This is a genomic window from Phycisphaerales bacterium, assembly GCA_040217175.1.
GTDB lineage: Bacteria > Planctomycetota > Phycisphaerae > Phycisphaerales > UBA1924 > JAHCJI01.
In genome coordinates, this window is sequence record JAVJNT010000002.1 from 1,145,510 (window position 1) to 1,159,011 (window position 13,502).

A 13,502-nucleotide genomic window follows, 5' to 3' on the forward strand; every position below is an offset into this window, starting at 1 on the left:
CCCGGTCGCATATCGTGTCGGCCGATGGCCAAGCGAACCACGAGCAAGCCAGCCAAGCACGCCGCCCCGGACGGGAGCGAGCGGGTGGCCATCCTCAAGGGCCGCGAGGCGTTCCTGCGCCAGCACTACCTCGACAAGCTCCGGGAGGCCCTGGGCGAGGCGACAGGGCTGGAGGTCCACACGATCCGCTTCGACGGCGAATCGGCCGAGCTCGCGGATGTGCTCGACGAGTGTCGCAGCCCGGGGCTGCTGCCGGTGCACAAGCTGGTCGTGGTCGACGCCGCGGACAAGTTCGTGCGGGAGGCGACGCGGCCGGCCCTGGAGAAGTACGCCGAGGCGCCCGATGAAAGGGCGACGCTGGTGCTGCGGGCCGAGACGTGGCGGCCGGGTCGGCTGGACAAGGCCGTCGAGAAGGTCGGCAAGGTCATCTCGTGCGAGGCGGTGGGGCCCCAGCAGGCGGCCCAGTGGGCAACGGCGCGGGCCAAGGGCTTCCATCAGGTGAACCTCCAGGCCGACGCGGCGCGGCTGCTGGTCGATTCGGTGGGCGTCGACCTCGCGCGCCTCGATGCCGAGCTGGGCAAGCTGGCGACCGATGCCACGGGGCCCGTGGATGCGCCCGAGATCTCGGCCGAGCTGGTGCGGACGCACGTACGGGCGACGCGTGAGGCCGAAAAGCCCTGGCCGTTGCAGGACGAGATCATGTCGGGCGATCCGGCCCGGGCGCTCGCGTACGTCGAGCTTTGGATGGGCAACGCGCCGCGCGACCAGGCGGTGCCCGCGATGTGGGCGTGCGTCGACCTGACCCGCGTCCTGGCGGTCGCGGCGCGTCTGGCCCAGGGCGGCACGCCTGAGGGCGCCATCGCCAAGAAGCTCAACATCTGGCCCGCGCACAAGGGCGGCGTCATCGTGCGGGCGGCCAAGAGGCTCGGGCCCGCCGGCGCCGCGCGGCTGCACCAGAGCGCGTGCGAGGCCGACGCGGCCATGAAGCGTGGTGCGCCCAGCCGGCGGACGCTCGAGCGGCTGTGCGTCGAAATCGCAAGCCGCGTGAGCAGGCGGCCCGATACCCCGTGAGTCGACGAGCGGGGCGGAGCCCCGGGTTCTTTCGCGTTGCGACGTCGCAGGAGGCGACCGTGGACCACCGCCGCATGTTGTTGTGCACGTGCCTTGCCGGCGTGCTCGGTCTGTCCGCCTGCCAGACGCAGCCGGGGGCCGCCGGTGATGGTGCGCCGAGCTCGGCCCTCGAGGACCTGGCCGATCCGCCGGCCGAGACCGACGAACCGGGCGGGCCTTCGCTGGCCGAGATGATGCGGCAGTCGGCCGACGACCTGAACGAGATCCTCGCGATGCAGGGCGAAGCCGGCGAGGAGCGCAGCGATGGCCCGGCATCGTCCGGAGAGCGCCGGCCCTGGCAGGATCGCATGGACGAGCAGGGCGATCCGGAGCCGGCGATCGAAGTCCGAGCCGAACCGTTGAAGTCGACCGGGCCCGAGTCGATCGAGGTCGAGGCGTTGGACGCCCCGCCGCCGGATCCGATCGAGCTGGTGCTCGAGCACCTGGAGTCGTTGTCGGCAAACCCGGAGCGCGCCTTCGCCGCGGAACTGCTGGCCGACGCGGTACGAGAATTTGCCGATCGCAGCGACGACGGACGGCCGGGCCAGCGGCTGAGCCCGATGGAGCGCGACCTGGTCGAGACGCTGGCGCCGCTGCTCCGTGCGATTGCGGCGGGAGACCGCGTCGACGCGCCACGGCGCATCGCCGAGGCCATCGAGGATGTTGGTCGGGCGTTGCCCGACGTGCTGCCGATCAGGATCAACGACGCGGCGTTGGCAACGGACATCTATGGCTTCGCGGCGTATCGCCCGTTCGAGCGGTACACGTTCCTTGCGGGGCGCAGCAACCGCATGCTGCTCTACACCGAGCCGGCGAGCTTCCGGACGAGCCTGGCCGCCGAGCCCGCCAGCCGGGGCGAGGCTTCGAACCCCGGGGCGTACGAGGTGGTGCTGGGGCTGGAGCTTCGGCTGTTCAACGAGCGCGGGTCGATGCTGGCGTGGCGCAAGCCCGAGGAGCGCATCGTGATCCGCAGCGATCGCCCACGGAGCGAGATCTACCTGGGCACGGTGATCGACCTGCCGGCCTCGCTGAGCGTGGGGCGGTACCAGCTCAAGGTGATCGTGCGGGACAAGGCCGACGACTCCGAGGACGAACGGGTCATCCCCATCGAGATCGTGGCCGACCCAAGACTGACGAGCCGAGCGACCCGCGACCGCTAAACGTCCGTATAGATACGCGATCGACCCCGCGTCCTGCCGCATCGGCAGTGGGGGGCGGGTCCGATCACGATCCGGCCGGGCGATCTCCGCCAGGAGACGGCCCGGGCCGGGCCCTCGGCGGTGTTCTGGGGCCGCCGGGGGAGAAAGTACCCACCGGCGCGGTCGGTTTGAGGAATTGGCACGGGCCATGCAACCGATACCCCGGAATGTGCCGTTGATCGGCGGGCTTGGTGCCCTTGGTCATCGGGACCGCCGCGGAGCGGGAAGGCCCGCTCCGGTGCACGGATTATACGGCTTGTGTTCGGTATGATCCATTTGGAGGTGCGGCAATGTTCGAGCGATTCACAGACCGAGCCCGCAAGGTGATGGGCCTTGCAAACCAGGAAGCCCAGCGCCTCAACCACGAGTACATCGGGACCGAGCACATCTTGCTCGGCCTCGTGAAGGAAGGCTCTGGCGTCGGCGCCAACGTGCTGAAGAACCTCGACGTGGACCTGCGCAAGGTCCGCCTGGAGGTCGAGAAGCTCGTGAAGGCCGGCCCCGAGATGGTGACCATGGGCAAGCTGCCGCAGACGCCGCGCGCCAAGAAGGTCATCGAATATGCCATCGAAGAGGCGCGCAGTCTCAACCACAACTACGTGGGCACCGAGCACCTGCTGCTGGGCCTCTTGCGAGAGCAGGACGGCGTGGCGGCGCAGGTGCTGCGCAACCTGGGGCTGAAGCTCGACGAGGTCCGCGAAGAGGTCTTGAACCTGCTGGGCGCTTCGGGCGAGGGTGGCGGCGGTGGCGAGGAAGGCTTCGCCAGCGCGGGCGTCTCGGGCGGTAGCAGCACCGAGGGCCGCAAGGGCAAGAGCCGCACGCCGGCGCTCGACAGCTTCGGCCGCGACCTGACCGAGCTCGCGAAGGAGAGCTCGCTCGACCCGGTGATCGGGCGTGCGAAGGAGATCGAGCGCGTGGTGCAGATCCTGTGCCGCCGCACGAAGAACAACCCCGTGCTGCTGGGCGAGGCCGGCGTCGGCAAGACCGCCATCGTCGAGGGCATGGCCCAGCGCATCATCTCGGGCGATGTTCCCGAGATCCTGCACGAGAAGCGGATCGTGGTGCTCGACCTGGCGATGATGGTCGCCGGCACGAAGTACCGCGGCCAGTTCGAGGAGCGTATCAAGGCGGTGATGAACGAGGTTCGTCGCGCCAAGAACGTGATCCTGTTCATCGACGAGTTGCACACGCTCGTGGGTGCCGGCGGCGCCGAGGGCGCCATCGACGCGAGTAACGTGCTCAAGCCCGCGCTGGCTCGCGGCGAGATCCAGTGCATCGGCGCCACGACCTTCGACGAGTACCGCAAGTACATCGAGAAGGACGCCGCCCTGGCACGTCGCTTCCAGGCCATCCCGGTCGATCCGCCCAACGACGAGCAGACCGTGGAGATCATCAAGGGCCTGCGCGATCGCTACGAGCAGCACCACCGCGTGCGCATCACCGACGACGCCGTCAAGGCCGCCGTCGAGCTCAGCGGTCGCTACATCTCCGGCCGCGTGCAGCCCGACAAGTCGATCGACGTGATCGACGAGGCCGGCGCGCGCGTACGCATCAAGAGCATGAGCAAGCCGCCAGACCTCGCGGAGATCGAGAGCGAGGTCGAGAAGCTGGGCGTGGAGAAGGACGAGGCCGTGAAGGCCGCGGACTACGAGCGCGCTGCCGAGCTTCGCGACCAGGCCGAGCAGCTCCGCAAGAAGAAGGAAGAGATCCAGAAGACCTGGCGCGAGAAGTCCAAGGAGATCGACGGCACGGTCGACGAGGACATCATCGCCGAGGTCGTCTCGAGCATGACCGGCGTGCCGCTGCAGCGCCTCGAGAGTGAGGAGGCCGACCGCCTGCTCAAGCTCGAGAGCGAGCTGCACAAGAAGGTCATCAGCCAGGAGGACGCCATCAAGGCCGTCGCCCGCGCCATCCGGCGTGCGCGTGCGGGCCTGAAGGATCCCAAGCGCCCGATGGGTTCGTTCATCTTCGTCGGGCCCAGCGGCGTTGGCAAGACGCTGCTGAGCAAGGCGCTGGCCGAGTTCATGTTCGGCGACGAGGATGCGCTGATCCACCTCGACATGAGCGAGTACATGGAGAAGCACAACGTCAGCCGCCTCATCGGCGCACCCCCCGGGTACGTCGGCTACGAGGAGGGCGGCCAGCTCACCGAGCGCATCCGCCGCCGGCCGTACTCGGTCGTGCTGCTGGATGAAGTCGAGAAAGCCCACCCGGACGTCTTCAACATGCTGCTGCAGATCATGGAGGAAGGTCGCCTGACCGACTCGTTCGGCCGGAACGTGGACTTCCGCAACACCATCATGATCATGACCAGCAACATCGGTGCTGATCTGATCAAGGGCGGTGGCGGCTTCGGCTTCCAGAAGCGGACGGCCGACGTGGACTACGACAACATCAAGGGCATCTTGATGAAGGAGATCGAGCGGTTCTTCCGCCCCGAGTTCATCAACCGCCTGGACGACACGATCGTGTTCCGCCCGCTGACCCGCGACGATCTGGTGCAGATCATCGAGTACGAGGTGCACAAGGTGGCCGACCGCCTGCGCATCCAGAACATCACGATGGAGCTGGATCAGGCGGCCAAGGACTTCCTGATCGACAAGGGGTACAACCCTGACTTCGGTGCCCGGCCGTTGCGTCGCGCGATCGGGCAGTACATCGAAGACCCGCTCAGCGAGATGCTGCTGTCGGGCGAGATCCAGGGCCGAACGCTGCTGAAGGTGACCCGCAAGGGCGAGGACGAGAACCTCTACTTCAACACCGAGAAGCTGCCGGACCCGCCCAAGGACGAGGACCAGGGCGACAACTCGGAGGGCGACAAGCCCGTGTCGGCAGGTGCCGAGTCGACCTGATTGACAGATTGAGCCCTTGAAAGAACAACGCCCGGTTGCCGCGATGCGACCGGGCGTTGTGCGTTGCTATCTGGGGAAGGTCTTGCCTACTCGCAGCCGGCGTCGAACGCGTTCTGGAAGCAGAGGAAGTCGAAGATGGTCAGCGAGCCATCCTCGTCGCAGTCGGCGATGAGGTCGCCCGCGTCGAAGGCGTTCTGGAAGGCCAGGAAGTCGAAGATGGTGAGCGATCCGTCTTCGTCGAAGTCGGCGTAGCACGCGGTCGATTCGACGGAGATGTTGTCGAGGCTGAAGAGCCAGCCAGCGCCGCCGCCGGAGTCGATCTCGATGCGATCAACCGAGGCCAGGCCGTCGAAGACGAGATCGACGAACCAAACCGAGCCGGTTTGCGGCAGGCTGTCGATGTTGATGAGGCTGCTGCCGACGTAGAAGCGGATCGGGAAGTCCGCGCCCGGGCTGCCCGCGCTGTGGAAGTCGAACTCGATGAGGCTGATCGGCGGATCGAACTCCATGATCAGCGTCAGGTCGCGGTCGCCCAGTGCGCCGCCCGCGGTCGCGTTGCAGATCGAGAGCGTGCCGAAGTAGCCGGCGTAGCTCGAGATCGAGGCCGAACCGGCGCCCGTGCCGAAGATCACGCCCTGTCCGGCGTACTCGTCGGTGATGGACTGCCCCTCGAAGCCGTCTTCGAAATCAATGACCTGTGCCTGGGCAGCGCCACAGGCGAGCAAGGCCGCGGAAGCGAGACCGATGGTCGTCTTCATGTCGAAACCCCCTTTGAGGGCCGTGTGGCCCGCGATGCTTGCATGATAACGGAAGCCGCGACCGGACGCAAGACCGAAGCGACCCGCGCGCGACGAAAAGGACGCCCCGGCCGGGGCGTCCTTGCGTTGCCTTGCACGTGCAAGTTTCGTACTAGCGACGGCGACGCATCGCCACCATGCCGCCCATGCCCAGCAGGGCCAGCGACGCGGGAGCGGGGATCTGCCGGTAGTCCATGTTGTCGACGCCGAAGATCCAGCCGTCGTTCACCGAGTCGATCTCGACGCGGGTGACGCTCGGCAGGCTGCTGTAGTTAATGTCCGTGACCCAAGCGACGCCGGCCTGGGGCAGCACGTCGCTCGAGGCGAGGCCGCCTCCGTTGTAGAAGCGGATGTTGAAGTCGGCACCCGGCGTGCCGGCGCTGTTGAAGTCGAACTCCAGCTCCGAGATGGGCGTGGAGAACTCCATGATCAGCGTCAGGGCACGGTCGCCCGCGGCGCCGCCCATGGTCGCGTTGGCCAGCACGTCCGAGCCGAAGAAGCCCGAGTAGGAGCTGATCGACGCGGTGCCGATGCTGGTCGAGAATTCGACGCCCAGGCCGGCATACTGGGTGTCGACGGGTGTGCCTTCGCCCAGTCCCTCGAAGTCGATGAGCTGGGCGTTGGCGACGGTCGCCAGCCCAGCCACTGCAATGATCCCTGCGATACGCATGTCATCTCTCCTAACACATGTGTCATCGCGCCCGCCCACGAGACAGGCGTTCGGGACCATTCTAATGAATCGGGGAAATCCTCTTACGAAAAAGATGCTGATTTCCTTGTCTTTTCTGCGGATCTGCGTTTGTTCGCATGGCGTCGAGAGAATGGTGAAATTAGGTTGTCTGGTTCTCGGTCTTGCATGGGTTCGGCAGGTGGGCACAACTACGCAAGATCGTCGCTCCGACCACCTGAGAACATGAACTCACGACATTCATGAAACGACGCCGCCCACGCCTGGTGAATGGCGTGGGCGGCGTGAGAGAGCGCTTGCGAGAGCCGGGGCCGAAGCCTTACTCGCAGCCGAGGTCGAACTGGTTCTGGTAGCAGAGGAAGTCGAAGATGGTCAGCGAGCCGTCTTCGTCGCAGTCGGCGATGAGGTCGCCCGCGTCGAAGGCGTTCTGGAAGGCCAGGAAGTCGAAGATGGTGAGCTGGCCGTCGCCGTCGAAGTCTGCGTAGCAGGTAAAGATGCGAACGTCGGAGTTGCCCAGCACCTGGACCTGGTAGGGGCCGAAGTCGTCGTTGCCGAACCCGGTCTGCACGATCGTGTACGGCACGCCTGCCTGGAGGGTCAGTCCCTCGATGCCCGAGTAGCCCACGCCGGTGCCCGGCAGGAGCACGCCGAAGTAGTCGTCGTTGAGCGCGATGAGGTTGTCGAGCGGCGAGATCGGGTCGAAGCCGTTCTCGTAGACGAGCAGGTAGCCATCCCACGCGAGGCCGAAGTTCTCCTGGTCGCTCAAGACCGTGAAGGCTCCGTCCTCGGCGACCTCGATCTCGGCGGCCTCGAAGGGCACGTCGGTGGCGAAGGTGCTCAGCGCGGTCAGGCTCGTCGGCCGGTTGAAGCGGTCGCCGTCGGTCGTGTCGCCCAGGTACTCGAGGCGGACGGTCGGGGCATCGCCGATGGTGGCGGTGACCTCGTATTCCAGCACGCCCGGGTCGCTGCCGAAGCTCGCGACGATGATGGTGTAGGTACCCGCGTCGGTCGCGACGAACGCGTAGTTCGGATCGCCGAAGGGCCCGGCGCCGGTGGCCGGAGGATCGTCGTCGTCGCCCGACGCGACGAATACGAAGGGCAGTCCGCCCACGTCGGCCTCGAGGACGAACGTGCCGTCGGGAGGCAGGAGCTCGCCGTCGACGCTCCCGAAGTAGGCCCCCGAGATTGGGTCGAGCGCGTCGGTCAGGCGATTGACCTCGATGCGGACGAGGTCGCCGGCTTCGGCGGTCAGCTCGTAGAAGTCCCAGGTGGTGGGGGTGATCTCACCATCGATCAGGTCGGTGGGGAAGTCGCCGGTGAGGGTGTCGCCCGGCGTCAGGTCGCCCAGCACGGACACGGTCTGGGCCGAGGCCACGCCGGCCAGGGCGAGTACTGCGAATGCGGTCGTCAGTCGTTGCACGGATATCTCCTCTGCTGTCTGGGCGGCCGACGCGTCCGGGGCTCGGTCGAGCCGACCCGTCCGAGTGGACGGATCGCCGGTGCGTCGGCGCCGACTCCACGTTGGTTCGTTGAACTCCCCACGAACCAGATTCCAACAGCATACAGAGATCCGACCTTCCACGCAAGCGCGTTCGCACGCGGGTTGCCCCCGTCGCGTGCGAACGGACGGCTTACTCGCAGCCCGCGTCGAAGGCGTTCTGGAAGCAGAGGAAGTCGAAGATGTCGAGGGTGCCGTTGTCGTCGCAGTCGGCCTGGTCGTCGCCCGCGTCGAACAGGTTCTGGAACTCGAGGAAGTCGAAGATGTCCAGCTGGCTGTCGCCGTTCAGGTCGGCATAGCACGTAAAGATGCGCACGCTGCCGGGACCGGAGACCTGGGCCTGGTACGGGCCTGCGTCGTCGTTCGAGAACCCGGTGTGGACGATGAAGTAGGCCACGCCCTCGTTGAGCACGATGCTGTCGAGCCCCGAGTAGCCCACGCCCACGCCCGGCAGCATGGAGCCGAAGTAGTCGTCGTTGATGCCGACGAGGTTATCCAGCGGGCTGGCGGGATCGAAGGCGGTCTCGTAGACGAGCAGGTAGCCGTCCCAGAGGAGGCCGAAGTTGGTTTGATCGCTCAGGATGGTGTATGAGCCGGTCTCGGTGACTTCGATCTGGACTGGCTCGAAGGCGACGTCGGTGGCGAAGCCGCTGAGGGCGCTCAGGCTGCTCGGCCGGTTGAAGCGGTCGCCGTCGGTGGTGTCTCCGAGGTACTCCAGTTCCTGTGCGTTGGCGGTCGCGGCGAGTGCCAGTACGAGGCAGGCGGCGGTGGGGCGGTGCATGGTGTTCTCCATTGCGGTCTAATGGTGGTCGTCTTGAGTCTTCGGCGTCGCGCGTGAAAAAACGCCCCGTGGGGCGTTCGAAAGAATTCTCTCGGGACGGGCGTCGGCCTTAGCGGCGGCGACGCGTGGCGGCGAGGCCGCCGAGGCCCAGCAGGGCCAGCGAGGCCGGAGCCGGGATGATGCGGATGTCGCCGGGGCCGCTGATCGAGATCTGGTACGGACCCTGGTCGTCGTTGCTGAAGCCGGTCTGCACGATGAAGTACGTGCTGGCCGAGCTCATGGTGACGGCGTCGAGGCCCGAGTAGCCGACGCCGGTGCCGGGCAGCATGGTGCCGAAGTAGTCGTCGTTCAGGGCGATCAGGTTGTCCAGCGGGCTGGCCGGATCGAAGCCGTTCTCGTAGACCAGCAGGTAGCCGTCCCAGAGGAGGCCGAAGTTGGTCTGGTCGCTGAGGACCGAGTAGTCGCCGTCGGCGCTGACGCCGATCTGGGTGGCCTCGTACGCCACGTCGGTGGCGAAGCCGCTCAGGGCGGTCAGGCTGGTCGGGCGGTTGAAGGTCGGGCCGCCGGTGGTGTCGCCAAGGAAGTCGAGGTCGCCGGCCATGGCGGTGCCGGCCAGGGCCAGGATGGCCCCCACAGTGATCGTCTTACGCATGTCTGTCTCCTCTCACCCGATAGCGACCGCCCCCTAAGCGGCCGCTTTGGGCAATATTGCGGTAGTATGGCCGACGAAAGGCCCGGTGTCATCGACAAAATCCCTTGATTGTGAAAATTTTGTGAGCGATGGGTTGCCTACCCCCACATTCGTATTTTGTTTGTTATCGATAACGCGGCAGTCCTCACGACCGGCACCGTTTCCGGCTCCGACGCGACCCAGGTACGATCGCCCCGATGCCCGTCTTCATCCGATGGCTCCTGACGCTGGGCCCGGCGAACCCGATCGCCGTCCGGCTGGTGCAGAACGGCTCCCGCCGGAGCCGGCACATGTACATTCGCTCGGCCTATCTGGCCCTGCTGGTGCTGGTGATGCTCTGGGCCCTGCTGGTCAAGACCGGCGGCAGCGGCAGTGCCACGTCGTTCCGGGACCTCGCCGAGGCGGGGGCCTCGACGTTCACGTACGTGGCGTACCTGCAGATCCTGCTGATCTGCGTGCTCAGCCCGGTGTTCATGGCCGGGGCGATCGCCCAGGAGGCCAGCCCGCGGACGTGGGAGGTGCTCCTCACGACGCCTTTAGGTAGGTTGCAGATCGTGCTGGGCAACCTTCTCGGCCGGCTGTTCTTCGTGCTGGCGTTGCTGTTCGCGAGCCTGCCGTTGTTCGCGTTGACGCAGTACTTTGGCGGCGTGCCGGGCTCGAGCATCTTCGCGAGCTATCTCGTCGCGGCCGCGGCGGCGCTGCTGGTGGGCGCGATCGCCATCGCGCTGGCCGTGAGCCGCATCGCCGGGCGGCGGGCGGTGTTCACGTTCTACGTCGCCGTGGTGACGTACCTGGGCATCACGTACGGCATCGATGCGTGGCTGCGCACGCGCGGCCTGGGCATGGGGCCGGCGGGCATGGGCGTCACGTGGCTCACCGGCCTGAATCCCTTCCTGGCGCTCGATGCGCTGCTGAACCCCACGACGTATCCGAGTGCCGACCGCGGCACGCTCGCGGGGCCGGCGGCGTTCATGCTCGAGACACCCGTGCGGGCCTGGATCTTGCTGGCCAGCGGGCTGAGCCTGGTGCTGATCGCCGCCTCGACGCTGACGGTGCGCACGGGCGGGCTGGCGAAGCGCTCGCGCGAGGGACGTCGCCTGCCGTGGTATCGCAAGATCCTCGGGCTCAGCGGCGGCGAAACGGGCGAGGACGGCCAGACGTTCCGCCCGCCCCGGCACGTGTGGCACAACCCCATCGCATGGCGCGAGGCGGCGGCGCGTAACGCCACGCTCGGACGCATCGTCGCGCGGTGGTCCTTCATCGTGCTGGGCATCGCGATGGCGTTCGTGCTCGTGGTGGCGTACGACACGTCGGCCATCACGGCAACGGACTATCGCCTGGCGTTGCTGGTCATCGTGCTCGTCGAGCTGGCCGTGACGACGCTGGTGGCCATCAACATGTCGGCGACGGCCATCAGCCGCGAGCGCGAGGATGGCACGCTCGATTTGTTGCTCACCACGCCCGTGACGCCGGCGGAGTACCTGGGCGGCAAGCTCCGCGGCTTGGTGGCCTATCTGCTGCCGATGCTGGCGGTGCCGGTCGTAACGATGCTGCTCGCGGGCCTGCACGCAGCGATCGGCGGCCTGAGCCAGCCCGACAACGCACAGGTGCCCGCGGGCCCGGCGGTGTCTGGTGGCATCATGCTGCCCGTCGTGCTGCCCGAGGCGGGCATCATCCTCGCGCTCAGCGGTGGGCCGTTCCTGGCGCTGTGCGTCATGATCGGGCTGCACTGGTCGCTCAAGAGCAAGGGCGCCATCGCGTCGGTCGTCGGCGCCGTGATCGTTGCGGCGATCGTCACCGCGGTGGTGGGGGGGTGCGGCTTCAACGCGGGCCGATCGATCCCCGTGGTCGGGCCCGCGCTGCTGGGGCTGTCGCCGTTCGCCAGCAGCCTGGCGCTGGTCGAGCCCGTCGATGCGATGTACGAGACGGTGACCCAGAGCGGCTCGAACCCGCTTGTGACAGCCCGTTTTGCGCTGCTCGTGGGCGCGGCGGCCAGCGCGGGTCTGTACATCGGCGCGGTGTGGGCGCTGCACAGCCAGATGGTGCGCCGGTTTGATATGACCGTCCGCAAGCTCGCCGGGACGAGCTGATACCCGTTTGCCGACGACATGCCTTCGCTCGAAGCCAACAAGAAGAAGTGGGCCTCGCACGACTGGGGCAGGGACGGCGAGGAATGGTCGACGCTGGCCGGCGGCAGCGAGCGTTGGTGGCACGGCATCCTGCTGCCGCGGCTCTTGCCCTTCCTCAAACAGCTTCCGCCGGAGCCGAGCATCCTCGAGATTGCGCCGGGCCGCGGTCGATGGACGCAGTACCTCTTGCGGCACGCAGCCGATCTGACGGCCATCGACATCGACGAGGCGTGCCTGGACGCATGCCGCGCCCGCTTCGGCGGACGGGTGCACTGCGTGCTGGGTGATGGCGTGACGCTGGGCGGACCGAGCGAACGCATCAACGGGCCGATCGACCTCTGCTTCAGCTACGACAGCCTGGTGCACGCCGAGCTCGATTCGATGGGTTCGTACGTGCGCGAGCTCTGGCGGGTGCTGCGGCCCGGCGGCGTCGCATTCCTGCACCACAGCAATCTTGCCGACGCCGCGCTCGAGTCGGGCACGCCCATCCACTGGCGTGCGCGGAGCGTTGGCGGCTCGGGCGTTCGTGAACGTGCGCTCGCGTGCGGGCTGGAGGTGCCCCTGCAAGAGCTGTGCACGAAGGGCGGGCCCAAGGATCGCGCGCTGATCGATTGCATCAGCGTCCTGCGCAAGCCCGCGCGTGGTGCGCCGAATCCGCAGACGCGCGTGCTTGAGAGCCACGACTTTTGGCGGCAGATCCAGCTCCTCGGTGCGTTGGCCGGGCCGTACGACGCGGCGGCGCGCTAGCAGCCACGCTCGAGCACGTCGAAGAAGAAGAGGAAGTCGAACAGGTCGATGACGCCGTCGCCGTTGACGTCGCCGCGAAGGTCGCCCGCTTCGATCCAGTTGCCGAGCAGGATGAGGTCGAAGATCGTGGCTTGGCAATCGGCGTCGAGGTCGGCCGGGCACGCGGCGCAGGGCAACGCGGTCATGCCCGAGACGGCGCTGACGCCATCGAGCACGCCGACGAACGACTGCTGGCCCGTGTACGGATCGAACCTCCACAGCTCTGCCTGGTCGCCGGCTCCGTCGCCCGAGACGACGTAGTAGCCGACCTCCTTCTCGGCGCCGTCGAGGATCGCGAGCCCGCCGGCGTCGTCGAGCGACCCCGTTGCCGCGAGATCGGCCAGCACGATGGTCTCTCCGGTGTCGGGGTCGATGGCGCGGATCGAGGGCGGCCCGTCGGTGCCGCGCAGGTCGAGGCCGATCAGGAGGCCATCGGCGCGCACGTCGAGGCCCGAGATGTCGGTGGCGGGAGACATCGTCGGCCCGCGCGACGCGCGGCCGGTCGATGGATTGATCGTGAAGAGGCGGCCGGGCGAGCCCGTGCTGGCGCCCATGATGGTGCCATCGGCGAAGACGGCCACGCCGCCCTCGCGGGCACTCAGGCCCAGCCGGCCGCCCCGCGAAGCGCGGCCGGTGAGCGCGTCGACGCGGTAGAACTCGTTGTCGGCGCTCGGGGTGAAGCCCAGGATGGTGCCGGTGCCATCCCGCGCGAGGCCGGCCAGCGGCGTGCGGCCCGTGGTGCCCGTGCCAATCAGCTCGACGGCGGAAACGACCTCGCCCGTGTTGGGATCGACGCTGTAGAGCATGGTCGAGCCGAACGTGGCGGTGGTGACGACCAGCACGGGATCGCCCCCGTGGGCACGTTCCAGGGGGAATGCGAACGACGCAGCGAGCACGGAACACGCGACAGCAAGCGGGCGCCCAGTCATCGGGCACGCTCCTTTCCACTGCGCCCCGGGCCGGGTCGGCCG

Annotated in this window: 11 protein-coding genes; 5 read left to right on the forward strand and 6 right to left on the reverse strand. The window is 67.6% G+C overall.

The features are described 5' to 3' along the window. Positions 1 to 24 precede the first annotated feature (24 nt). From holA to RIA68_12110, 3 genes are all read left to right on the forward strand, one after another. The gene (gene holA, locus RIA68_12100; GenBank protein MEQ8318183.1) at positions 25 to 1,071 is read left to right on the forward strand and encodes a DNA polymerase III subunit delta; all 1,047 of its coding nucleotides are present in this window, start codon (positions 25 to 27) and stop codon (positions 1,069 to 1,071) included. Between the two features lie 59 nt (positions 1,072 to 1,130). Further along, positions 1,131 to 2,270, forward strand: a complete 1,140-nt coding sequence (locus tag RIA68_12105; GenBank protein MEQ8318184.1) for a hypothetical protein — start codon at positions 1,131 to 1,133, stop codon at positions 2,268 to 2,270. Between the two features lie 329 nt (positions 2,271 to 2,599). After that, on the forward strand, positions 2,600 to 5,161 hold the full coding sequence (locus RIA68_12110) for an ATP-dependent Clp protease ATP-binding subunit (GenBank protein MEQ8318185.1): 2,562 nt from the start codon (positions 2,600 to 2,602) through the stop codon (positions 5,159 to 5,161). An 86-nt stretch (positions 5,162 to 5,247) separates the two neighbouring features. Here RIA68_12110 and RIA68_12115 read toward each other — a convergent pair whose 3' ends face one another. From RIA68_12115 to RIA68_12135, 5 genes are all read right to left on the reverse strand, one after another. Next, positions 5,248 to 5,919 (reverse strand): GC-type dockerin domain-anchored protein, encoded by a 672-nt coding sequence (locus tag RIA68_12115; protein MEQ8318186.1) that lies wholly within the window; start codon positions 5,917 to 5,919, stop codon positions 5,248 to 5,250. Positions 5,920 to 6,070: 151 nt separating this feature from the next. Next, a complete protein-coding gene (locus RIA68_12120; protein MEQ8318187.1) occupies positions 6,071 to 6,628 on the reverse strand; it encodes a PEP-CTERM sorting domain-containing protein in 558 nt (185 codons plus the stop codon). Positions 6,629 to 6,965: 337 nt separating this feature from the next. Continuing rightward, complete coding sequence (locus tag RIA68_12125; GenBank protein MEQ8318188.1) at positions 6,966 to 8,066, reverse strand: GC-type dockerin domain-anchored protein; 1,101 nt, start codon at positions 8,064 to 8,066, stop codon at positions 6,966 to 6,968. 211 nt (positions 8,067 to 8,277) lie between these two features. Beyond that, positions 8,278 to 8,925 (reverse strand): GC-type dockerin domain-anchored protein, encoded by a 648-nt coding sequence (locus RIA68_12130; GenBank protein ID MEQ8318189.1) that lies wholly within the window; start codon positions 8,923 to 8,925, stop codon positions 8,278 to 8,280. 109 nt (positions 8,926 to 9,034) lie between these two features. Further along, the gene (locus RIA68_12135) at positions 9,035 to 9,577 is read right to left on the reverse strand and encodes a PEP-CTERM sorting domain-containing protein (GenBank protein MEQ8318190.1); all 543 of its coding nucleotides are present in this window, start codon (positions 9,575 to 9,577) and stop codon (positions 9,035 to 9,037) included. A 236-nt stretch (positions 9,578 to 9,813) separates the two neighbouring features. Here RIA68_12135 and RIA68_12140 point away from each other — a divergent pair, with 236 nt between their 5' ends. Together RIA68_12140 and RIA68_12145 are read left to right on the forward strand one after the other, a co-directional pair. Beyond that, positions 9,814 to 11,706: an ABC transporter permease subunit gene (locus RIA68_12140; GenBank protein MEQ8318191.1), complete on the forward strand. Its 1,893-nt coding sequence runs from the start codon at positions 9,814 to 9,816 to the stop codon at positions 11,704 to 11,706. Positions 11,707 to 11,724: 18 nt separating this feature from the next. After that, a complete protein-coding gene (locus tag RIA68_12145; GenBank protein ID MEQ8318192.1) occupies positions 11,725 to 12,492 on the forward strand; it encodes a class I SAM-dependent methyltransferase in 768 nt (255 codons plus the stop codon). On the opposite strand, the gene RIA68_12150 is transcribed toward RIA68_12145, so the two are convergent. Further along, positions 12,489 to 13,460 (reverse strand): hypothetical protein, encoded by a 972-nt coding sequence (locus RIA68_12150; protein ID MEQ8318193.1) that lies wholly within the window; start codon positions 13,458 to 13,460, stop codon positions 12,489 to 12,491. The two genes, RIA68_12145 and RIA68_12150, sit on opposite strands and share 4 nt — an antisense overlap. Positions 13,461 to 13,502: the final 42 nt, after the last annotated feature.